This is a genomic window from Pseudomonas sp. AS2.8, assembly GCF_014190935.1.
In the GTDB taxonomy this organism is placed as follows: domain Bacteria; phylum Pseudomonadota; class Gammaproteobacteria; order Pseudomonadales; family Pseudomonadaceae; genus Chryseomonas.
The window spans coordinates 294,292-317,476 of the sequence record NZ_JACHVV010000005.1 but is presented as its reverse complement, the minus strand read 5'-3'; the positions used below and the strand labels follow the sequence as shown (position 1 = coordinate 317,476).

The 23,185-nt window shown below is 66.0% G+C and carries 16 protein-coding genes; 12 read left to right on the top strand and 4 right to left on the bottom strand.

What is annotated here, in order from left to right:
- Window positions 1-77 precede the first annotated feature (77 nt).
- From FHR73_RS20450 to FHR73_RS20440, 3 genes are all read right to left on the bottom strand, one after another.
- Window positions 78-815, bottom strand: a complete 738-nt coding sequence (locus FHR73_RS20450; protein ID WP_183633713.1) for an SPOR domain-containing protein — start codon at window positions 813-815, stop codon at window positions 78-80.
- Between the two features lie 18 nt (window positions 816-833).
- Entirely contained in the window at window positions 834-2,591 is a 1,758-nt protein-coding gene (argS, locus tag FHR73_RS20445; RefSeq protein WP_183633711.1) for an arginine--tRNA ligase, read from the bottom strand.
- A 96-nt stretch (window positions 2,592-2,687) separates the two neighbouring features.
- Window positions 2,688-4,901 (bottom strand): primosomal protein N', encoded by a 2,214-nt coding sequence (locus FHR73_RS20440; RefSeq protein WP_183633709.1) that lies wholly within the window; start codon window positions 4,899-4,901, stop codon window positions 2,688-2,690.
- Window positions 4,902-5,058: 157 nt separating this feature from the next.
- Here FHR73_RS20440 and rpmE point away from each other — a divergent pair, with 157 nt between their 5' ends.
- The 3 genes from rpmE (at window position 5,059) to FHR73_RS20425 (ending at window position 7,482) form a co-directional block, all read left to right on the top strand.
- Window positions 5,059-5,274 (top strand): 50S ribosomal protein L31, encoded by a 216-nt coding sequence (gene rpmE / locus FHR73_RS20435; protein WP_133861498.1) that lies wholly within the window; start codon window positions 5,059-5,061, stop codon window positions 5,272-5,274.
- Window positions 5,274-6,101, top strand: a complete 828-nt coding sequence (locus FHR73_RS20430) for a thermonuclease family protein (protein WP_183633707.1) — start codon at window positions 5,274-5,276, stop codon at window positions 6,099-6,101. Before rpmE ends, FHR73_RS20430 begins: the two co-directional genes overlap by 1 nt.
- Before the next feature lie 112 nt (window positions 6,102-6,213).
- Window positions 6,214-7,482 (top strand): malic enzyme-like NAD(P)-binding protein, encoded by a 1,269-nt coding sequence (locus FHR73_RS20425; protein ID WP_133861496.1) that lies wholly within the window; start codon window positions 6,214-6,216, stop codon window positions 7,480-7,482.
- Between the two features lie 53 nt (window positions 7,483-7,535).
- On the opposite strand, the gene FHR73_RS20420 is transcribed toward FHR73_RS20425, so the two are convergent.
- On the bottom strand, window positions 7,536-9,956 hold the full coding sequence (locus FHR73_RS20420) for a penicillin-binding protein 1A (RefSeq protein ID WP_183633705.1): 2,421 nt from the start codon (window positions 9,954-9,956) through the stop codon (window positions 7,536-7,538).
- 167 nt (window positions 9,957-10,123) lie between these two features.
- On the opposite strand from FHR73_RS20420, the gene FHR73_RS20415 reads away from it, so the two are divergent.
- The 9 genes from FHR73_RS20415 (at window position 10,124) to gltB (ending at window position 23,147) form a co-directional block, all read left to right on the top strand.
- Entirely contained in the window at window positions 10,124-11,188 is a 1,065-nt protein-coding gene (locus FHR73_RS20415; protein WP_183633703.1) for a pilus assembly protein PilM, read from the top strand.
- A complete protein-coding gene (locus FHR73_RS20410; protein WP_183633701.1) occupies window positions 11,189-11,779 on the top strand; it encodes a PilN domain-containing protein in 591 nt (196 codons plus the stop codon). It abuts the gene before it with no gap.
- Window positions 11,776-12,429, top strand: coding sequence for a type 4a pilus biogenesis protein PilO (gene pilO / locus FHR73_RS20405; protein ID WP_133861492.1), 654 nt, complete (start codon window positions 11,776-11,778; stop codon window positions 12,427-12,429). The genes FHR73_RS20410 and pilO overlap by 4 nt, the downstream gene beginning before the upstream one ends.
- The gene (locus FHR73_RS20400; RefSeq protein ID WP_026083837.1) at window positions 12,426-12,944 is read left to right on the top strand and encodes a pilus assembly protein PilP; all 519 of its coding nucleotides are present in this window, start codon (window positions 12,426-12,428) and stop codon (window positions 12,942-12,944) included. The genes pilO and FHR73_RS20400 overlap by 4 nt, the downstream gene beginning before the upstream one ends.
- A gap of 18 nt (window positions 12,945-12,962) precedes the next feature.
- Window positions 12,963-15,194 carry a type IV pilus secretin PilQ gene (pilQ, locus tag FHR73_RS20395; protein WP_183633699.1) on the top strand — a complete coding sequence of 744 codons (2,232 nt, stop codon included), beginning with the start codon at window positions 12,963-12,965 and terminating at the stop codon, window positions 15,192-15,194.
- A 5-nt stretch (window positions 15,195-15,199) separates the two neighbouring features.
- On the top strand, window positions 15,200-15,718 hold the full coding sequence (aroK, locus tag FHR73_RS20390) for a shikimate kinase AroK (protein ID WP_183633697.1): 519 nt from the start codon (window positions 15,200-15,202) through the stop codon (window positions 15,716-15,718).
- Between the two features lie 52 nt (window positions 15,719-15,770).
- Complete coding sequence (aroB, locus tag FHR73_RS20385) at window positions 15,771-16,865, top strand: 3-dehydroquinate synthase (RefSeq protein WP_183633695.1); 1,095 nt, start codon at window positions 15,771-15,773, stop codon at window positions 16,863-16,865.
- Between the two features lie 18 nt (window positions 16,866-16,883).
- Window positions 16,884-18,482, top strand: coding sequence for an AAA family ATPase (locus tag FHR73_RS20380; protein WP_183633693.1), 1,599 nt, complete (start codon window positions 16,884-16,886; stop codon window positions 18,480-18,482).
- A gap of 216 nt (window positions 18,483-18,698) precedes the next feature.
- Window positions 18,699-23,147, top strand: coding sequence for a glutamate synthase large subunit (gltB, locus tag FHR73_RS20375; RefSeq protein WP_183633691.1), 4,449 nt, complete (start codon window positions 18,699-18,701; stop codon window positions 23,145-23,147).
- The last annotated feature ends 38 nt before the right edge of the window (window positions 23,148-23,185 follow it).

Here is a 23,185-nt window from a genome sequence, read left to right as displayed (position 1 = left end):
GCGTCGGCCCCGGTTACGCAGAGATATGGGGATGGCCGCGACGCCCTTCAAGCGCCGCGACGGGGGGATTGATCCGATCAGTGACTGCGTCGCTGTTGCAGCAACAGATTCTTGAAGCCGCTGCCGGCGAGCTGTTTCTGCGCCTGGGTCAGCTGGTCGCGATCGCTGTAGGGACCGACCAGTACCCGGTACCAGGTGTCGTCCTTGACCTTGCCCGACTCCACCCGCACGTCCTGGCCGAGCATGATGATCTGGGCGCGGACCCGGTCGGCATCGGCCTGGGTGCGGAAGGAGCCGGCCTGGAGGAAGAACAGCGTCACCGGCGGCTGGGCCTTGGTGGTGGCTTCCTTGGGCGGGGTGGCGGCCGATTGGCCCGCGGTGGTCGCGGGCGGGGTCGCGGTCGCCGGCTGGCCGGGTTGCGCCGGGGTCGCGGCGGCATCCGGCTTGGCCGGGGTGGCCGGCTTGGCGGCCGGATTGCGCGGCACGGCGTCCGGCGGCACGATCACCTCGGATTCGGGCAGCAGGGTATAGAAGTCGTACTTGGGCTTGATCGGCGTGGGCGGCGTGCCCTCGGTCTTGCCAGCGGCGGTCGAGGACGACGACTTGCCGTTGCCCGCGGCCGCGGCCGGGCGGCCTTCTTCCGGCTTGGCGCGCTGCACTGCCTTGTTGCCTGGTTCGAGCTTCATCAGGAACACCACGAAGGCCCCGATGGCCAGACCCGACGCGAGCCAGACCCAGCCGGGCAGGGGCTGTTTCTTGGGAGCCGAGGTGTTGCGACTGGCGCCGCGCTTGGGTGGGGCTTTCTTGGTGGCCATCAGGCGGTGATCCGTCTCTTACATGCGTTCCAGGGTGTGCAGGCCGAGCAGTTCCAGACCCTGCTTGAGGGTGCGCCCGGTGAGGGCGGCCAGCCGCAGGCGGCTCTGGCGCAGCGCAGGGTCCTCGGCGGTCAGGATCGGGCAATTCTCGTAGAAGCTGGAGAACAGCCCGGCCAGGTCGTAGAGGTAGCTGCACAGCAGGTGCGGGGTGCCCTTGTCGGCGACGCCGGCGAGGATTTCGCCGAATTGCGCCAGGCGGCCGCCCAGGTCCTGCTCCTGCGGGGCGTCCAGGCGGATGCTGCCGGCGGGTTCGCTCTGCTCGGCCTTGCGCAGCACGCTGGCGACGCGGGTGTAGGCGTACAGCAGATAGGGCGCGGTATTGCCCTCGAAGCTGAGCATCTGCTCGAAGTTGAAGCTGTAGTCGCTGGTGCGGTGCTTGGACAGGTCGGCGTACTTGACCGAGGCGATACCCACCACGCGGCCGATATGGCGCAGTTCGTCCTCGCTGAAGGGTGCCTCGCCACGCTCGGCGCGACCGGCATTGCGCTCCTTGACCAGCTGATAGGCACGCTCCTCGGCTTCGTCGAGCAGGTCGACCAGCTTGACGGTGCCGCCGTCACGGGTCTTGAACGGACGGCCATCGGCGCCGTTCATGGTGCCGAAGCCCATGTGTTCGAGTTGCATGGTCGGCGCGACGAAGCCGGCGCGGCGCGCCACCTCGAAGGCCATCTGGAAGTGCAGGGCCTGGCGCTGGTCGACGAAGTACAGCGCCCGATCGGCGTGCAGCTGGCGGCTGCGGTAGCGCATGGCGGCCAGGTCGGTGGTGGAATAGAGATAGCCGCCACCGGCCTTCTGCACGATCACCGGCAGCGGATTGCCCTCGGCGTTCTTGAATTCGTCGAGGAAGACGCAGCGGGCGCCATCGCTCTCGGTGAGCAGGCCGGCGGCGTCCAGATCGCTCACCACCTGGGCCAGGTCGTCGTTGTAGGCGCTCTCGCCCTTGACGTCGGCCGGGGTCAGGCGGACGTTGAGGCGGTCGTAGACTTCCTGGCAGTGGGACAGGGAGACGGCGTTGAAGCGTTCCCAGAGGCGCAGGCAATGGGCATCGCCGGCCTGCAGCGCCACCACCAGTTCGCGAGCGCGGGCGGCGAATTCCGGGGAGGCGTCGAAGCGCCCCTTGGCGGCGCGATAGAACACCTCGAGATCGGCCAGCTCGCCTTCGGCGGCTTGCGGCTGCTCTTCCATGTAGGCCAGCAGCATGCCGAACTGGGTGCCCCAGTCACCCACGTGGTTCTGGCGGATCACCTCGTCGCCGAGGAATTCCAGCACCCGCGCCACGGCGTCCCCGATGATGGTGGATCTCAGGTGACCGACGTGCATCTCCTTGGCCAGGTTCGGCGAGGAGAGGTCCACCACGACGCGCTGACGTGGCTCGTGACTGGGCACGCCCAGGTGCGGATCGGCGAAGGCCGCATCCAGGCGCGCGGCCAGTTGCGCGTGATTCTGGAAGAAGTTGAGAAAGCCGGGTCCGGCGATTTCCACCTTGCTGACCGCCGGATCGGCGGGCAGGGCGGCCAGCAGCTTTTCGGCCAGGTCGCGGGGCTTGGCGCGAGCCGGCTTGGCCAGCAGCAGGGCGACGTTGCTGGCGAAGTCGCCGTGGCTCTTGTCCTTGGTGTTTTCGACCTGGATGGCCGGGGCCACGTCGGCCGGCAGGGTGCCGTCGGCGATCAGGCGGTCGAGGGCGTGCTGGATGAGCTGGCGGATGCTGTCTTTCATGGTCATTGGCCTTCGGCGTGCGCCGAGCGCGCACTGCGATGAAAACCCGGCATTATCCGTGGCGAGCCCGGCCTTGCCAATGGTAAGCCAATGCCACTAGAAGAGATCGATGGGATCCACGTCCAGCGACCAGCGCACCTGACGGGCTTCGGGCAGGCTTTCCAGCTGGACGACCCAGATGCCCAGCAGGCGATGCAGGGGCGCGCGGCTGCTGCTCTGCAGCAGCAACTGGGCGCGGTGGCGACCGGCGCGCCTTTCCATCGGTGCCGGTACCGGACCGAGCAATTCCACCTGGGGCAGGGCGAGATTGACCGCCAGACCCTCGGCGACGTGATAGGCCGCCTCCAGGAAATTCTCCACCTGGTCCTGGCGATGGGCATCGGCGCGCAGCAGCGCCAGATAGGCGAAGGGCGGCAGCCCGGCGGCGCGGCGCTCCTGCAGGGCCTGGCGCGCAAAGGCCGGATAGCCTTCCTCGGCCAGCTGCACCATCAGCGGATGATCGGCCAGATGGGTCTGGATGAGTACCTGCCCCGGCTCCTCGGCGCGACCGGCGCGACCGGCCACCTGGACGATCTGCTGGGCCATGCGCTCGCTGGCGCGGAAGTCGGCGGAAAACAGCCCGCTGTCGGCATCCAGCACGGCCACCAGGGTCACCTTGGGAAAGTGGTGCCCCTTGGCGAGCATCTGGGTACCGACCAGGATGCAGGGCGCGCCGCTGTGGATGATCCTCAGCAGCTTGCCCAGGGCGTCCTTGCGCGCCGTGGTGTCGCGGTCGATGCGCAGCACCGGGACGTCCGGGAACAGCAGCTGCAGGCGTTCCTCGGCGCGTTCGGTACCGGCGCCCACCGGGCGCAGGTCGAGCTTGCCGCAGGACGGGCAGTGCCGCGGCGGCGTCTGGCGCTGATCGCAGTGGTGGCAGCGCAATTCGCCGGAGCCGCGGTGATAGGTCATGCGGGCATCGCAGCGCGGGCACTGCGCCAGCCAGCCGCAGTCGTGGCAGAGCAGAGTGGGGGCGAAGCCGCGGCGATTGAGGAACACCAGCACCTGCTGGCCGCGTTCCAGGGTCGCGCCCATGGCCTTGAGCAGCGGCTGGGACAGGCCGCTGTCCAGCGGACGACTGCGCACGTCCAGGCGCTCGAAGCGCGGCGGCTGGGCGCCACCGGCGCGGAGCGACAGGCGCAGATGGGCATAGCGCCCCTGCTCGGCGTTGTGCAGGCTTTCCAGCGAGGGCGTGGCCGAGCCCAGCACCACCGGCAGATTCTCGAAGCGCGCGCGGACCACCGCCAGGTCGCGGGCGTGGTACCTCAGGCCCTCCTGCTGTTTATAGGAGGCGTCGTGCTCCTCGTCGACGATGATCAGCCCGGGATGCTTGAGCGGGGTGAACAGCGCCGAGCGGGTGCCGACCACGATGTCCAGTTCGCCATCGCGGGCGGCCAGCCAGATATCCATGCGCTCGCGATCGGTCAGCGCCGAGTGCAGCAGGGCGATGCGGGCATTGAAGCGCTGTTCGAAACGCCCCAGGGTCTGGGGGCCCAGGTTGATCTCGGGGATCAGCAGCAGCGCCTGGCGCCCCGCTTCCAGGGTGGCGCGGATCAGTTGCAGATAGACCTCGGTCTTGCCGCTGCCGGTCACCCCTTCCAGGAGATAGCAGTGGAAGCCGCTGCCGGCGCGGACCGCTTCGTAGGCCAGGCGCTGCTCGCTGTTGAGGGGCAACTCGGCCTGGGCCAGCCAGGAGCCCTGGTGCCGGGTCGGCTGGTGATAGCGGGTCTCCACCTTGACCAGGCCCTTGGCCTGCAGGAGATCGAGACTGTCCTTGACCAGGCCGAGCTGCCCGAGCAATTCGTGCAGCACCCCGTGGGGGTGCTGGCGCAGGGTCTTGAGTGCCTCGCGCTGGCGTGGCGCCCGGGCCAGGCGCGGATCCTCCGGGCGCGCCTCGGGCTGGGCGATCCAGAAGCGCCGCAGCCGTCGCTCGGCCGGCTCCCCCTGACGCAAAAGGGCAGGAAGTGCCCAGCTCAGGGTGTCGCCGAGGCTGTGCTGATAGTACTGGGCAGACCACTGGCAGAGCTCGAACAGCGCGCTGGGCAGCGGCGGGCGTTCGTCGAGCAGTTGCAGCGCCTTGCGCAGCTTGTCCGGCGGCACCTCGGTTTCCGTGGCCACCTCGATCAGCACTCCGACCACCTCGCGGCGACCGAAGGGCACCCGCAGCCGCACGCCCGGGCGCAACTGCTCCTCGACCGCTCCCTTGGGCGGCAGATAGTCGAACAGGCGGCGCAGCGGGGAGGGCAGCGCCAGGCGCAGGATCAGGGGCACGGCAGGGCTCGCAGGAGGAAAGCCCGATGGTAGCAGACGGGCGGTGAGGGGGCTGCTTGCACCTCCTATCTGCTCTGGTATGATTTGCAGCCCAAATCTGTGCGGTATCCGGCAATGGCGCCGGGTGGCGGCACAGCTAGACCCCGAGGATAGCCCCATGAAAGCTGATATCCATCCGCAGTACGATGCCATCGAAGCCACTTGCAGCTGCGGCAACGTCATCAAGACCCGCTCTACCCTGAGCAAGAACATTCACCTGGACGTCTGCTCCGAATGCCACCCGTTCTACACTGGCAAGCAGAAGGTCCTGGACGCTGGCGGCCGTATCGATCGCTTCAAGCAGCGCTTCGGCGTGTTCGGCAGCAACAAGTAATGCGCTGCCGTCGGCCATCTCCGTATGGCTCGACACTGAAAAAGGCGTCCCTCTGGGGCGCCTTTTTTGTTTGTGGCCTGGCTGGCGCGCCGGCGGCCCAGGCGGCGGACTGTCCGCTGCTGCCGGGTGGGCAGGAGGTCATGGTCCGCCAGGTGGTGGACGGCGATACCCTGCGCCTGGTCGACGGTCGTTCGGTGCGCCTGATCGGCGTCAACGCACCCGAGCTGGGCAAGTCCGGCGGTACGGCGCAGCCCTATGCCGAGACGGCGCGCCGACGGCTGCAGGCGCTGGTCGAGGCCAACGATGACCGCTTGCGCCTGGTCCCGGGTAGCGAGGCGACCGACCACTACGGCCGTACCCTGGCGCACCTCTATGATCGCCAGGGCCATAATCTCGAAGCGCAGTTGATCGCCGAAGGACTCGGCTATGCGGTGGCCATCGCCCCCAATACCCGGCTGGCTGACTGCCAGGCCGCAGCGGAAGGCGCGGCGCGCAAGGCTCGCCTCGGCGTATGGAAGAAAGACCCGACCCTGGCGTCCACCCGTATCGAAGAGGGCGGCTTCGCGGTGGTGCAGGGCCGTCTGCAAGACGTAGAGCGCAATCGGGGCGGGCTCTGGCTGCAGTTCGACGGCGATCTGGTGGTCAATGTGCCGAATCGCTTCGTGGCTGCCTTCGACGAGGTGCCACTGCAGCAATGGATCGGCCGCAACCTCGAGGCGCGGGGCTGGATTTCCGATCGCAGCAGGCGCAAGGAGTCCGGTCGAGCGCGCTGGCAGATGACCCTGAGCGACCCGCACATGCTGGGTTTGCGGGTTGAATCGTTTTAGCCGAAAGTCGTATTGCGATTGATTTCAGGCATATGGCCGATTGCTTGTGGCACCTTGAGTCTTTGCGTATTCTCGCCCGACCCAAGACCCACACCACGCGGATATACCAATAATGTCTGATCTCAAAACCGCCGCCCTCGAATACCACGCCCAGCCCCGCCCCGGTAAACTCAGCGTCGAGCTGACCAAGCCCACCGCGACCGCCCGTGACCTGTCCCTGGCCTACAGCCCCGGCGTCGCCGAGCCGGTCCGCGAGATCGGTCGCGACCCCGAGCTGGCCTACCGTTATACCGGCAAGGGCAACCTGGTCGCCGTGATCTCCGACGGTACCGCGATCCTCGGCCTGGGCAACCTCGGCCCGCTGGCCTCCAAGCCGGTGATGGAAGGCAAGGGCGTGCTGTTCAAGCGCTTCGCCGGTGTGGACGTCTTCGACATCGAGGTGGACGCCGAGAGCCCCCAGGCCTTCATCGACACCGTCAAGCGCATCTCCATTACCTTCGGCGGCATCAACCTGGAAGACATCAAGGCGCCCGAGTGCTTCGAGATCGAGCGCGCCCTGATCGAGCAGTGCGACATCCCGGTCTTCCACGATGACCAGCACGGCACCGCCATCGTCACCGCCGCCGGCATGCTCAACGCCCTGGAAATCGCCGGGAAGCGCCTGGAAGACGCCAAGATCGTCTGCCTGGGTGCCGGCGCTGCCGCCATCTCCTGCATGCGCCTCCTGGCCAGCATGGGCGCCAAGGTCGAGAACATCTACATGATCGACCGTCAGGGCGTGGTCCACAGCGGCCGCAGCGACCTGAACCAGTACAAGGCGGCCTTCGCCACCGAGACCAGCAAGCGCACCCTGGACGACGCCCTCGAAGGCGCCGATGTCTTCGTCGGTCTGTCCGGCCCGAACCTGCTGTCGGCCGAAGGCCTCAAGCGCATGGCGGCCAACCCCATCGTCTTCGCCTGCTCCAACCCGGATCCGGAAATTACCCCGGAGCTGGCTCACGCCACTCGCGACGACGTGATCATGGCCACCGGTCGCTCCGACTACCCGAACCAGGTCAACAACGTGCTGGGCTTCCCCTTCATCTTCCGCGGTGCCCTGGACGTGCGCGCCCGGGTCATCAACGAAGAGATGAAGATCGCCGCTGCCCTGGCCCTGCGTGACCTGGCCAAGCTGCCGGTGCCCAAGGAAGTCTGCGCGGCCTACAACGTCGACAGCCTGAGCTTCGGTCGCGAGTACATCATTCCCAAGCCGATGGACGCCCGCCTGATCACCCTGGTATCCGATGCCGTGGCCAAGGCCGCCATCGAGACCGGTGTGGCCACGCTGCCCTATCCGGCGAACTATCCGCTGAAGTCGGTGGATGACGTCTTCGCCAAGTAAGGCCCGAAGCAATAAAAAACCCCGCCTTGGCGGGGTTTTTTATTGGCTGGAGATCAGAAGATGTCCATGGGCACGGTTTCGCTGGAGGGCAGCGGCGTGCCGGGCGCGACGCCAGGCGGCAGCTCGTCCAGGCTCGGCGGGGTGTCCTCGCTCTTGAACAGCTCGAAGTAGGCGTTGGGCGTGCCGGGCGGCGCGGCGCGACCGGTCGTGGGATCGACGCGGATGGAGACGATGCCGTCCGGCTCCTTGAGCTGATGCGGCGGCTTGTCCTTGAGCGCTGCGCCCATGTAGCTCATCCAGATCGGCAGGGCCACGGTGCCACCGAATTCCTGGCGGCCCAGGGTCTCGGGCTGATCGAAGCCGGCCCAGACCGTGGTCACGTAGTCGCCGTTGTAGCCGGAGAACCAGGTGTCCTTGGATTCGTTGGTAGTGCCGGTCTTGCCGGCCAGGTCGTTGCGACCCAGTTCCAGCGCCTTGCGCCCGGTGCCGCGCTTGATCACGTCCTGCAGCATGCTGTTCATGATGAAGGCATTGCGCGGGTCGATGACCTGGGGCGCGAACACCGGCGCCGGATTGGCCGGATCGGCCGCGGCGGTATCGGCTGCTGGCGTGACCTCGACGCCGGCTGCGGCCTTGGCCTGCACCTGCTGGGGCACCCGCGGCGCGGCAGTGCGATAGACCACCTTGCCGTCGCGATCGGTCACGTGATCGACCACGTAGGGCGTCACCTTGTAGCCTTCGTTGGCGAACACCGACCAGCCGGTGGCCACTTCCAGTGGCGTCAGGCCCGGGGTGCCGAGGGCGAGGGACAGGTTGCGCGGCAACTGATCGCGCTCGAAGCCGAAGCGACTGACGTAGTCCAGCGCATAGTCGATGCCGATGGCCTGCAGCACCCGGATGGAGACCAGGTTGCGCGAGCGATACAGCGCCTCGCGCAGGCGGATGGGCCCGAGGAAGGTGTTGTTGTCGTTCTTCGGCCGCCAGGCTTCGTCGGGATTCTCGTCCATGAAGACGATGGGCGCATCGTTGACCAGGCTGGCGGCGGTGAAGCCCTTCTCCAGGGCCGCGCTATAGATGAACGGCTTGAAACTGGAGCCGGGCTGGCGGCGGGCCTGGGTCGCACGGTTGTAGTTGCTCTGCTCGAAGGAGAAACCACCGATCAGGGCGCGGATGGCGCCGTCCTGGGGGTCGAGCGACACCAGGGCACTCTGCGCCTTGGGAATCTGCGAGAATTTCAGGCTGCCATCGTCCTGACGCTGCACCCGGATCAGGTCGCCGACCTTGACCACGTCGGCCGGGCCGTTCGGGCGCGGCCCCAGGCTGTTGGCGCTGAGGTAGGGGCGGGCCCACTTCATCGAATCCCAGGAGACCGCCTCTTCCTTGCCCTCGCGGGTCAGGACCAGGATGCCGCTCTTTTCCACCTGGGTGACGAGGGCCGGATCCTGGCCGCCGACGATGCGCTGCTTCTGGATCAGCGCGGTCCACTCGGCCCGGCTGCGGTTGGGCCACTGGGCCTCGGGACCGCGATAGCCATGGCGGCGATCGTAGTCGGTCAGGCCGTCACGCACGGCCTGGAAGGCATCTGTCTGCAGCCGGCTGTCGATGGTGGTGTAGACCTGGTAGCCATCGGTGTAGGCATCGCCCCCATAGCGACCGACCATTTCCGCCCGCGCCATCTCGGCGATGTAGGGAGCGTTGAGCTCGGGCACGGCGACGTGGTGGTAGGCCTCGAGCGGCTCGGCGATGCCGGCCTGGTAGGCCGCCTGATCGATATAACCGAGCTTGAACATGCGTTCGAGAATCCAATTGCGTCTTTCCAGGCTACGCTCAGGATTAGCGACCGGGTTGTAACGCGACGGCGCCTTGGGCAGACCGGCGATCATCGCCATCTGGGCGACGGTCAGGTCCTTGATGGACTTGCCGTAGTAGACCTGGGCGGCGGCTTCGATACCGTAGGCGCGGTTGCCCAGGTAGATCTTGTTGACGTAGAGCTCGAGGATCTCGTCCTTGGTCAGTTGGCGCTCGATTTGCAGCGCCAGGAGGATCTCGGTGAATTTGCGCGAGAAGCTGCGTTCGCTGGTCAGGAAGTAGTTCTTGGCGACCTGCATGGTGATGGTGCTGCCGCCGGTCTGGATGTGTCCGGTCTTGACCAGCTGGCTCACCGCTCGCGCCAGGCTTTTCACATCCACGCCATAGTGATTGGCGAAGTTGTCATCCTCGGCGGAGAGCAGGGCATGGATGAAATTGGGCGGTATCTCGTTGAAACGCAGCGGCGAGCGGCGCATTTCACCGAATTCGGCGATGAGTTTGCCGTCCGCGCTGTACACCCGCAGAGGGATCTGCAGTTGCACGTTTCGCAGGGCATCGATGGAGGGCAGGCTGGGGCTGAGGTAGAGGAAGGCACCGCTGAGACCCAGCAAAAGGCTGCAGACCAGGGCGACCAACGACCACCAGAAAAATTTCAGAACACGCATCAAGAGACTTTTCGAATGGAAAGAAGGAAAGGGCGACAGGTGAGGGTCAGCCTACACGGCGTCGCCATTATAGGCGCGTTTGGCGGTTGGCCGCTATTTGCTCGGGTGTCAAGTCTGTTATCTAATGCCCGTCCGCGGAAGACCACCGTCGCTCATAGGGAACTGATGTGCTAGGGCTATTCAGAAAGAAGGCGAATACGCTGCTGGGTATCGACGTCAGTTCGACATCCGTGAAACTCATCGAGTTGAGCCGTTCAGGCGGGCGCTACCGGGTGGAAGCCTATGCGGTCGAGCCCCTGCCGGCCAACGCCGTGGTGGAAAAGAACATCGCCGAACTCGAAGGCGTGGGCCTGGCCATCGGCCGGGTGCTGGTCAAGGCGCGCAGCTCCGCGCGCAGCGCCGCCGTGGCCGTCTCCGGCTCGGCGGTGATCGCCAAGACCATCGAGATGGATGCCGGCCTCACCGACGACGAGCTGGAAAACCAGATCAAGCTGGAAGCCGACCAGTACATTCCCTATCCACTGGACGAAGTCGCCATCGACTTCGAGGTGCAGGGGCCGTCGCCGCGCAACGCCGAGCGCGTCGAGGTGCTGCTGGCCGCCTGCCGGAAGGAAAACGTCGAGGTCCGCGAGGCGGCCCTGGCGCTGGCCGGCGTCTCGGCCAAGGTGGTCGACGTCGAGGCCTATGCCCTGGAGCGTGCCTACCAGCTGCTGGCCAATCAGCTCGGCGGTCATGTCGACGACCTCACCGTGGCGGTGGTCGACATCGGCGCCACCATGACCACCCTGAGCGTGCTGCACAACGGCAAGACCATCTACACCCGCGAGCAGTTGTTTGGCGGTCGTCAGCTCACCGAAGAGATCCAGCGTCGCTACGGCCTGTCGGTGGAGGAGGCGGGTCTGGCCAAGAAGCAGGGCGGGCTGCCGGACGACTACCAGAGCGAGGTGCTGACACCCTTCCGCGAGGCGGTGGTGCAGCAGGTGGCGCGTTCGCTGCAGTTCTTTTTCGCCGCCGGGCAATACAATGATGTGGACTACATCTTGCTTGCCGGAGGAACCGCGTCAATTTCCGGACTCGACCGCTTGATCCAGCAGAAAATCGGCACCCCGACGGTCCTGGCCAATCCCTTCGCCGACATGACCGTCAGCAACAAGGTCAATGCGGCGGCCCTGGCGGGTGACGCCCCGGCGCTGATGATCGCCTGCGGCCTGGCCATGAGGAGTTTCGACTAGATGGCCCGCATCAACCTCTTGCCCTGGCGGGAGCAGCTGCGCGAAGAAAGGCGCAAGCAGTTCCTGGTGATCCTGGGCGGCATCTTCGTGCTCTCGTGCGGCGCCGTGTTTCTCGGGGATCAGTACCTGTCCGGCGAGATCGCTCGTCAGGAGGCGCGCAACGCCTTCATCCAGCAGAACATCGCCCAGCTGGACGTGCGCATCAAGGAGATCAGCGAACTCAAGACCCGCCGCCAGCAGCTGCTGGCGCGGATGAAGATCATCCAGGACCTGCAGGGCAACCGCCCAGTCATCGGCCACGTCTTCGACCAGCTGGTGCGCACCCTGCCCGACGGCGTCTACTTCCGCGAGCTGAAGATGCAGGGCGATACCATGTCGATCAGTGGCGAGGCGGAATCCAACAACCGGGTCTCCAACCTGATGCGCAATCTGGATGCCTCTGACTGGTTCGCGTCGCCTACGCTGATCGAGGTGAAGGCCACCACCGCCGGTGCGGTGGACCAGGCCAATACCTTCCAGCTCACCGTCAAGCAGACCCAGCCCGGCGCTCCCGCGGCACCGGCCCCGCTCGCCCAGGGAGGCAAACCATGAGTCTCGCCGATTCCCTGGCCAGCCTGCGCAAGGTCGACATCAACGAACTCAGCCTGGAGAACCTCGGTTCCTGGCCCAAGCCGGTCAAGGTCATCGCCTGCCTGCTGATCGTGCTGGTGGTGCTCCTGCTCGGCTATCAGTTCCATCTCAGCGACATGCAGGCCCAGCTGGACAGCCAGCGCAACCAGGAAGAGACGCTCAAGCAGCAATACGCCAGCAAGGCCTTCCAGGCCGCCAATCTGGATGCCTACAAGCAGCAAATGGTGGAGATGGAGGAGTCCTTCGGCGCCCTGCTGCGGCAATTGCCCGGCGATACCGAGGTGCCGGCGCTGCTGGAAGACATCACCCGCACCGGTCTCGGCAGCGGCCTGGAGTTCGAGCAGATCAAGCTCCTGCCCGAGGTCACCCAGCAGTTCTATGTCGAGTTGCCGATCCAGATCACCGTGGTGGGCAACTATCATGACCTGGCGACCTTCGTCAGCAGCGTCTCCAGTCTGCCGCGCATCGTCACCCTGCACGACTTCGATCTCAAGCCGGTGGACGACAAGAACGCCAATGGCGGTGGTACGGTCTCCGGAGGCGGCGGCAAGTTGCGCATGAACGTCCTGGCCAAGACCTATAGGTACAACGACAAGGGGCTCGGCAAATGAGGACGCCCCTGTTGCTCTGCCTGCTGACCGGCGTGCTGGTCGGCTGTGGTTCCAGCGATACCAGCGATCTGCAGGCCTTCATGGATGAAACCCGCGCCAAGCCGCGCGGTTCCATCGAGCCGTTGCCGCAGTTTCGCGCCTACGAACCCTTCACCTACGCCGCCGCGGCCCTGCGCAGCCCCTTCCAGGCGCCGGTGCGCATCGACCCGACGGTACGTCAGCGCGGAACCGGCAACATCAAGCCGGACGTGAATCGGCCCAAGCAGTTTCTCGAAGGCTTCAACATCGAGACCTTCAGCATGGTCGGCATCCTGGCCAACGCCAGTGGCCGCTATGCGCTGGTCAATGGCGCCGGGGGCGTGCATCGCGTCAAGGTGGGAGACTACCTGGGGCGCAATGACGGACGCATCACCAAGATTACCGATGGCGAGATCGACGTGATCGAAATCGTCCCGGATGGCGAGGGTGGCTGGCTGGAACGGCCGCGCACCATCACCTTGAAGGAAAAGACTTAAATGGGCAGGGCGAGCACTGTGAACACTACTATCGCGAGACGACTGGGATTGGGCCTGGCCCTGCTGCTGAGCAGCCTGGCCGGCCAGGCCCTGGCAGCCGATCTGCAGGCCTTGAACGTCGCCTCCCTGCCCGGGGATCGCATCGAACTCAAGCTGACCTTCGATCAGCCGGTGCCGGTGCCCAAGGGCTATACCATCGAGCAGCCGGCGCGGATCGCCCTGGATCTGCCCGGCGTCGCCAACAAGCTGGGTACCAAGAGCCGCGAGCTGGGCAATGGCAATGCCCGCAGCGTGACGGTGGTCGAGGCGGGCAATCGCACCCGCCTGATCATCAACCTCACCAACCTGGCCAGCTACGACACCCGAGCCGACGGTCGCAATCTGTTCGTCACCATCGGGGGCACCGCGGGTCGCCAGGTGGCCAACGCCCAGGCCAATCTGACGCCCAACCTGCCGCGCGCCGCCGCGCCGGCCACCGTAACCGCACCCTCGTCCGCCCCCCTGCCCGGCGCGGTCGCCCGTACGCCGCTGCCGCCGACCCAGGCCACCTCCACCGTGGCCGCCATGACCGCGCCGCGGCCGCAACTGCGTGGCAAGGCGATCCGCCATATCGACTTCCAGCGGGGCCCCCAGGGCGAGGGCAACGTGGTCATCGACCTGAGCGAGACCGGCATCAACCCGGACATCCAGGAGCAGGGCGGCAAGATCCGCCTGACCTTCGCCGGTACCCAGCTGCCCGAAGAGCTGCGCGTACGCCTGGACGTCAAGGACTTCGCTACCCCGGTGCAGTTCGTCAACGCCTCCGCTGACAGCAGCGGGGCGTCCATCGTCATCGAGCCGACCGGGACGTACGACTACCTGGCCTACCAGACCAACAATCGTCTGACCCTGAGCGTCAAGCCGCTCACCACCGAGGAAAAGGAAAAGCGCGCAGCCGATCGCTTCACCTATACCGGCGAGAAGCTGTCGCTGAATTTCCAGGACATCGACGTCCGCTCGGTGCTGCAGCTGATCGCCGACTTCACCAACCTCAACCTGGTGGCGAGCGACACCGTGCAGGGCAATATCACCCTGCGCCTGCAGAACGTACCCTGGGACCAGGCGCTGGACCTGATCCTCAAGACCAAAGGACTCGACAAGCGTCAGATCGGCAACGTGCTGCTGGTGGCACCGGCCGACGAGATCGCCGCCCGCGAGCGTCAGGAGCTGGAATCCCAGAAGCAGATCCAGCAGCTGGCCCCGTTGCGTCGCGACCTGATCCAGGTCAACTACGCCAAGGCCGCCGATATCGCCAAGCTGTTCCAGTCGGTGACCAGCGCCGACAAGACCGCCGACGAGCGCGGCTCCATCTCGGTGGACGAGCGCACCAACAGCATCATCGCCTACCAGACCCAGAATCGTCTGGACGAACTCCGGCGCATCGTCTCGCAGCTGGACATCCCGGTGCGCCAGGTGATGATCGAGGCGCGGCTGGTGGAAGCCAACGTCGACTACAGCAAGCAGCTGGGTGTGCGCTGGGGCGGTAACGCCAGTTCGGGCAACTTCGCGGTCTATGGCAAGGACGGCGCCACCACCGTCGATTCCACGACCGGTCAGGTGTTCCTGCCGGGAACCAGTACCGTCGGCAGCTTCACGTCCGCCAGTGGTGTGGCGCCCACGCCTTTCGTCGACATGGGCGTCTCCGGCAGCACCTCGGGCATCGGCGTCGGCTTCATGGTCGGTGGCAAGATGCTCGACCTGCAGCTGTCCGCGCTGCAATCCAGTGGCAATGGCGAGATCATCTCCCAGCCCAAGGTGGTGACCTCGGACAAGGAGACCGCCAAGATCCTGCGCGGTACCGAGATCCCCTACCAGGAAGCCAGCTCCAGCGGTGCCACCAGCACCAGCTTCAAGCAGGCCGCGCTGTCGCTGGAGGTCACGCCGCAGATCACGCCGGACAACCGCATCATCATGGAGGTCAAGGTCAACAAGGATGCCCCTGACTACCAGAATGCGCTCAATGGCGTACCGCCGATCAGCAAGAACGAGGTTAATGCCAAGGTGCTGGTGAGCGATGGCGAGACCATCGTGCTGGGCGGGGTGTTCTCCAATACCCAGACCAAGTCCACCACCAAGGTGCCGATGCTGGGGGATATCCCCTATGTCGGCCGCCTGTTCCGCCGGGATTCGGTCACCGACAGCAAAGTCGAGCTGCTGATCTTCCTCACGCCGCGTATCATGAACAACCAGGCGATAGCGGTTGGTCGATGACATAAGTGCGTAATCTGTTTCTCGTAGGACCGATGGGCTCGGGCAAGAGCACCATCGGCCGGCTCCTGGCGAAGGAGTTGCGCCTGCCGTTCAAGGATTCCGACAAGGTAATCGAAGAACGTACCGGTGCCGACATCCCCTGGATCTTCGATGTGGAAGGCGAGCAGGGCTTTCGCGAGCGCGAACGCGCCGCGATCGCCGAGCTGTGCGCGGAAAACGGCCTGGTGATGGCCACCGGCGGTGGTGCCGTGCTGCGCGAGGACAATCGTCAGGCGCTCAAGCACGGCGGACGGGTCATCTATCTGCATGCCTCCATCGAGCAGCAGATCGAACGCACCTCCCGCGATCGCAACCGTCCGCTCCTGCAGACCGCCGATCCGGCGGCGGTGCTGCGCACTCTCATGGCCATGCGCGACCCGCTGTACCGCGAGATCGCCGATATCATCATCGAGACCGACGAGCGGCCACCCCGGCTGGTCGTGCTGCAGATACTCGACCGTCTGAAAGCCCTGGCGCCGCATTAAAGCCGCAAGCGTTCTGCGCTATGCTAGGCGCCCTTTGAATCAAGGTGACGGCATGCGGACTCTTCACGTCGAGCTCGGTGAGCGCAGCTACCCGATCTACATCGGCCAGGGCCTTCTGGATCGGCCGGACTGCTTCCTGCCCCATCTCGCCGGGCGCAAGGTGGCGATCGTCACCAATGAAACCATCGCACCGCTCTATCTGGAGCGCCTGCTGCGCACCCTGGGCGACCGCCAGGTCAGCTCGATCGTGCTGCCCGATGGCGAGGCGCACAAGAACTGGGAAACCCTGCAACTGATCTTCGACGGCCTGCTGCAGGATCGCCATGATCGCAAGACCACCCTCATCGCCCTCGGTGGCGGGGTAATCGGCGACATGGGCGGGTTCGCCGCGGCCTGCTATCAGCGCGGGGTGGACTTCATCCAGGTGCCGACCACGCTGCTGTCCCAGGTCGATTCCTCGGTGGGCGGCAAGACCGGCATCAACCACCCGCTGGGCAAGAACATGATCGGTGCCTTCTACCAGCCCAAGGCCGTGGTCATCGACACCGACAGCCTGGCGACCCTGCCGGCACGCGAACTGTCGGCGGGTCTGGCCGAGGTCATCAAGTACGGCCTGATCTGCGACGAATCCTTCCTCGGCTGGCTCGAAGAGCATGTCGAGGCGCTGCTGGCGCTGGATCAGCAGGCCCTTACCGAGGCCATCGAGCGTTCCTGCGCGGCCAAGGCCCAGGTGGTCGGCAGCGACGAGCGCGAGTCGGGCCTGCGTGCCATCCTCAATCTCGGCCATACCTTCGGTCACGCCATCGAGACCCACCAGGGCTATGGCGTCTGGCTGCATGGCGAGGCGGTTTCCGCCGGCATGGTCATGGCGCTGCAGATGTCGCTGCTGCTGGGTTGGCTCACGGCCGCCCAGCGCGACCGTGCCCTGCGCCTGCTGGTTCGGGCGGGGCTTCCCGTGGTGCCGCCGGCGGACATGCAGCCGGCCGATTTCGAACGCCTCATGGCGGTGGACAAGAAGGTCCTGGATGGACAACTCCGGCTGGTACTGCTCAGTGACCTGGGCCAGGCCGTGGTGACCGCCGACTTCGCCCGCGACATTCTCGAGCAGACGCTGCGTACCGATTACCAAGCGCTGACCGCCCAGTAAGGAGAACAAGAGAGTCCCATGTCCAATCTGCACGCCGACGAAGCCTTCCTCGGTCACTATCAGTTCACTCACGACCCGTTCGCCGCCCGCGTTCCCGGTTTCAAATTCTTTCCGGCGCAGCGCAAGCCGGTACTGGGCCAGTTGCATCATCTGGCCCGCTACAGCCAGCTGCTGCTGGTGGTCAGCGGCCCCGAGGGCAGTGGCAAGACGCTGCTGCGCCAGGCGCTGGCGGCCAGCACCAAGAAGGAAGCCGTACACTGCGTGGTGATTTCCGCGCAGAACGGCGGCGATGCCCGCACCGTGCTGGCCCAGGTCGCCAAGGGCGTGGGTGCCGACAGCCAGACGCCGGCGGCCATCCTCGCGCAGGCGGCGGAGGTGCGCCTGGCGGGGCAGGAGGTCTACATCCTGGTGGATGACGCCGAGGCGCTGGCCACTCCCGCGCTGGAAGCCCTGCTGGAACTGGCGGGTGGCGGTGAAAAGGAGCGCCTGCACGTCTTCCTGTTCGGCGAAGCGGAAGTGGTGATGCGCCTGGAAGACATCGCCCAGGGCGAAGAGCGCTATCACGCCATCGAATTGCTGCCCTACAGCGAGAGCGAGGCCGAGGAGTATCTGGCCCAGCGCCTGGAGGGTGCCGGTCAGGGGCTGGAGATCTTTACCGACGAGCAACTCGCGACCATCCACCAGCGCTCCGGCGGCTGGCCAGGTCGGCTCAACGAAGAAGCCCGGGATGTCCTGGTGGCGGGCATGAGCGCCCGGCGCAAGAAGGCCGCCGCACCGGCGAAAGGCTCGCGCAATCTGCTGGCGGCGCTGCCGCGCAAGCATCTGGTCATTCTCGGGGTGGTGGTACTGGCGGTTGGCGCCGCGGCGCTGTCGCTGAAGGGCGGCAAGAGCGAGACCCCGGCCACCGGCACGGCTGGACAGGACCTGCCCATGGGTGGCCAGAACACCGCGTCTGCCGGCAAGGACGCCCAGGGGGCGCCCATCCAGTTCGACGGCTCTTCCAAGCCGCTGCCCCTGCCGCTGGTGGGTGAGTCGCAGCCGGTCATCCGTGAACCCCTGGCGGAAGCGGCCGGTGGCCGGCAGGCGGGTACCGCGGCGGGCAACGACATGGGCGCTGGCGGCGTGCCGCCGACCGTGACCACCGAAGCCCCGCCGGTCAGTGACGAAGACGAACTGCCCAGCCGGACACCGGCACGAACGCCAGCGCCGAGCGCGCCGGCAGTGGCCACCCCGGCGCCCCGGCACACCGCGCCTGCGCCTAGCCCCGCGCCGGCACCGGCCAAGCCGGCCCCAGCTGCGGCGCCTGCTCATGCCGGCAGTGCCGCGGCGGGCTGGTACGGCAGTCAGGCCGGTAGCAAGTACGCCTTGCAGGTGGTGGGCACCAGTACCGAGAAGGCCGCCCAGGACTTCATCGCCGCCCAGGCCGACAGTGGCAACTTCCGCTATTTCAAGAAGAGCTACCAGGGCAAGGCGCTCTATGTGGTGACCTACGGCAACTTCGCCAATCGGGCGGCGGCGGAAGCGGCGGTCAAGCAGCTGCCGGCCAAGGTACAGGCCAGCAAACCCTGGCCGCGGACCTTCGCCAGCATCCAGCAGGACATCGCCACCAGTCGCTGATTCTTGCCTTTGGTGCAAATAAAGCCCCGGTGCTATCACGAGCGTGATGCCGGGGCTTTCTTTTTTGCGTCATCGAATTTTCATCAGGTGTCATCAGTGTTTGTCGTAAGCGATTTTTTCGCTACACTGGTCAGCCTTTGACTGTCCGAAAAAAGTTCAAATAAGCGGACCGTTTTGTGATGCCTTCGCAATAACCTGATTGCCGGTGAGAGCGCTATGAAAGCAGGCCTGTTCAATCCCGATAGCTTCAAGGACAACTGCGGCTTCGGCCTGATCGCCCATATGCAGGGCGAGCCCAGCCATGACCTGCTGGAAACGGCCATCGAAGCCCTGACCTGCATGACCCACCGGGGCGGTATCAACGCGGACGGCAAGACCGGTGACGGTTGCGGTCTGCTCATGCAGAAGCCGGACGCCTTCCTGCGCGCCATCGCCCAGGAGCAGTTCGGCGCCGAATTGCCCGAGCAGTACGCCGCCGGCGTGGTGTTCTTCAACCAGGACGAGACCCGTGCCGAACGGGCCCGTGCCAACATGAACCTGGAGATCGAGGCCGCCGGCCTGACCCTGGTCGGCTGGCGCAAGGTGCCCATCGACACTTCGGTGCTGGGTGAGCTGGCCCTGGCCCGCCTGCCGCGCATAGAGCAGGTGTTCGTCGCCGGTCCGGGTCTCGACGACCAGCAGTTCGGGGTCAAGCTGTTCTCCGCGCGCCGCCGCTCCTCGGTGCGCAATGCCGAGGACGCCGAGCACTACATCTGCAGCCTGTCGTCCAGGGTCATCGTCTACAAGGGCCTGATGATGCCGGCGGATCTCGCCGCCTTCTATCCGGACCTCGGCGATCCGCGCCTGGCCACCGCCATCTGCGTGTTCCACCAGCGCTTCTCCACCAACACCCTGCCGAAGTGGCCGCTGGCGCAGCCCTTCCGCTACCTCGCCCACAACGGCGAGATCAACACCATCACCGGCAACCGCAACTGGGCCCAGGCGCGGCGGACCAAGTTCGTCAACGAGCTGATCCCGGATCTCGACCAGCTCGGTCCGCTGGTCAACCGCGTCGGTTCCGACTCCTCCAGCATGGACAACATGCTGGAACTGCTGGTGACCGGCGGCATGGATCTGTTCCGCGCCGTGCGCATGATCATTCCGCCGGCCTGGCAGAACGTCGAGACCATGGACGCCGATCTGCGCGCCTTCTACGAATTCAACTCCATGCACATGGAGCCCTGGGACGGTCCGGCCGGCGTGGTCTTGACCGAAGGCCGCTACGCGGTCTGCCTGCTCGACCGCAACGGCCTGCGCCCGGCGCGCTGGGTGACCACCAAGAACGGTTACATCACCCTGGCTTCGGAAGTCGGCGTCTGGAACTACCAGCCCGACGACGTCATCGCCAAGGGCCGGGTCGGCCCGGGCCAGATCCTGGCCGTGGACACCGAGACCGGCGAGGTCCTGCAGACCGACGACATCGACAATCGCCTCAAGGCGCGCCATCCCTACAAGCAGTGGCTGCGCAAGAATGCCATGCGCATCCAGGCGACCCTGGACGACAACGATCACGGATCGGCCTTCTACGACCAGGATCAGCTGCGCCAGTACATGAAGATGTTCCAGGTCACCTTCGAGGAGCGTGACCAGGTGCTGCGGCCGCTGGGGGAGCAGGGCCAGGAAGCCGTGGGCTCCATGGGCGACGACACCCCCATGGCGGTGCTGTCGCGGCGCATCCGTTCGCCCTACGACTACTTCCGCCAGCAATTCGCCCAGGTCACCAACCCGCCGATCGACCCGCTGCGCGAGTCCATCGTCATGTCCCTGGAGACCTGCCTGGGCGCCGAGCGCAATGTCTTCGAGGAAACCGCCGAGCACGCCGATCGCGCCATCCTGAGCAGTCCGGTGGTCTCGCCGGCCAAGTGGCGGACCATCCTCAACATGCCCAAGCCTGGCTTCGAGCATGTCAAGATCGACCTCAACTATCCCGAGTCCATGGGTCTCGAGGCCGCGCTGCGCAACATCGTCGAGCAGGCCGAGGAGGCCGTGCGTGCCGGCAAGGTGTTGCTGGTGCTGACCGACCGCCACATCGAGCCGGGCAAGCTGCCGGTACACGCGGTGCTGGCCACCGGCGCCGTGCATCACCACCTGGTCAACCTGGGCCTGCGCACCAGCAGCAACATCCTGGTGGAGACCGCCACCGCCCGTGATCCGCACCACTTCGCCGTGCTGCTGGGCTTCGGTGCCACCGCGGTCTATCCGTTCCTGGCCTACGAGGTGCTGGGCGATCTGATCCGCACCGGCGAGGTGCTGGGCGACCTCTACGAGGTGTTCAAGTACTACCGCAAGGGCATCACCAAGGGCCTGCTCAAGGTGATCTCCAAGATGGGCATCTCCACCGTCGCCTCCTATCGCGGCGCCCAGCTGTTCGAGGCCGTGGGCCTGGCGGACGAGGTCACCGACCTCTGCTTCCCCGGTGTCACCAGCCGCATCAAGGGCGCGCGCTTCGTCGACCTGGAAGCCGAGCAGAAGCTGCTGGCCGGCGAAGCCTGGAACAACCGCAAGCCGATCCAGCCGGGTGGCCTGCTCAAGTTCGTCTATGGCGGCGAGTATCACGCCTACAACCCGGACGTGGTCAATCTGCTGCAGGCTGCCGTGCAACAGGGCGACTACGCCAAGTTCCGCGAATACACCGCGCTGGTGGACCAGCGTCCGGTGGCGATGATCCGCGACCTGCTCAAGGTCAAGACCAGCGACCAGCCCCTGGCCCTGGACGAGATCGAGCCGCTGGCCAACATCTTCACCCGCTTCGACGCCGCCGGCATCTCCCTGGGCGCGCTCTCGCCGGAGGCCCACGAGGCCCTGGCCGAGGCCATGAACCGCCTGGGCGGGCGCTCCAACTCCGGTGAGGGTGGCGAGGACCCGGCGCGCTACGGCACCATCAAGAGCTCCAAGATCAAGCAGGTGGCCACCGGCCGCTTCGGCGTCACCCCTGAGTACCTGGTCAATGCCGAGGTCCTGCAGATCAAGGTGGCCCAGGGCGCCAAGCCGGGCGAGGGCGGCCAGCTGCCCGGCGGCAAGGTCAACGGCCTGATCGCCAAGCTGCGCTATGCGGTACCCGGCGTGACCCTGATCTCGCCGCCGCCGCACCATGACATCTATTCCATCGAAGACCTGTCGCAACTGATCTTCGACCTCAAGCAGGTCAACCCCAAGGCGCTGGTATCGGTCAAGCTGGTGTCCGAGCCCGGCGTAGGTACGGTAGCGGCTGGCGTGGCCAAGGCCTATGCCGACCTCATCACCATCTCCGGTTACGACGGCGGTACCGGCGCTTCGCCGGTGACCTCCATCAAGTACGCTGGCTCGCCCTGGGAACTGGGCCTCGCCGAGGCGCACCAGACCCTGAGGGGCAACGACCTGCGCGGCAAGGTGCGGGTGCAGACCGACGGCGGTCTGAAGACCGGCCTGGACGTGATCAAGGCCGCCATCCTCGGCGCCGAGAGCTTCGGCTTCGGCACCGCGCCGATGATCGCCCTGGGCTGCAAGTACCTGCGCATCTGCCACCTGAACAACTGCGCCACCGGCGTCGCCACCCAGAACGACCGGCTGCGCAAGGAACACTTCATCGGCACGGTGGAGATGGTGATGAATTTCTTCACCTTCATCGCCGAGGAAACCCGCGAGTGGCTGGCCAGGCTGGGCGTGCGCAGCCTGGGCGAGCTGATCGGCCGTACCGACCTGCTGGAAATCCTGCCGGGCGAGACCGCCAAGCAGCAGCACCTGGACCTCACCCCGCTGCTGGGTAGCGACCATATTCCGGCCGCGAAGCCGCAATACTGCCAGGCGGAAAGGAACCCGCCGTTCGACCAGGGCCTGCTGGCCGAGGAAATGGTGCGTCTGTCGCTGCCAGGGATCGAAAAGCTCGAAGGCGGTGAGTTCAGCCTGAGCATCGGCAACTGCGACCGCTCCATCGGTGCCCGTGTCTCCGGCGAGATCGCCCGGCGTCACGGCAACCAGGGCATGGTCAAGGCGCCGCTAACCTTCCGCTTCAAGGGCACCGCTGGCCAGAGCTTCGGCGTCTGGAACGCTGGCGGCCTGCATATGTATCTGGAAGGCGATGCCAACGACTACGTGGGCAAGGGCATGACCGGCGGCAAGCTGGTCATCACCCCGCCCCAGGGCGCAGGCTTCAAGAGCCAGGAATCGGCCATCATCGGCAACACCTGCCTCTATGGCGCCACCGGTGGCAAGCTGTTCGCCGCCGGCACCGCCGGTGAGCGCTTCGGGGTGCGCAACTCCGGGGCCCACACCGTGGTGGAAGGCACCGGCGACCACTGCTGCGAGTACATGACCGGCGGCTTCGTCTGCGTGCTGGGCAAGACCGGCTACAACTTCGGCTCGGGCATGACCGGCGGCTTCGCCTATGTGCTGGACCTGGACAACGGTTTCTATGACCGGGTCAACCACGAACTGGTGGAGATCCAGCGCATCAACAGCGAGGCCATGGAAGCCTATCGCAGCCACCTGGAAGGGGTGCTGGCCGAATACGTGCGCGAGACCGGCAGTGCCTGGGGCAGCCATCTCCATGAAAACCTGGACGACTACCTGCGCAAGTTCTGGCTGGTGAAGCCCAAGGCCGCCAGCCTGGCGTCGCTGCTGGTCAGCACCCGCGCCCGTCCGGAATAACGACTTCGATGCCGGCGCCCCAGGGCGCCGGTTTCACC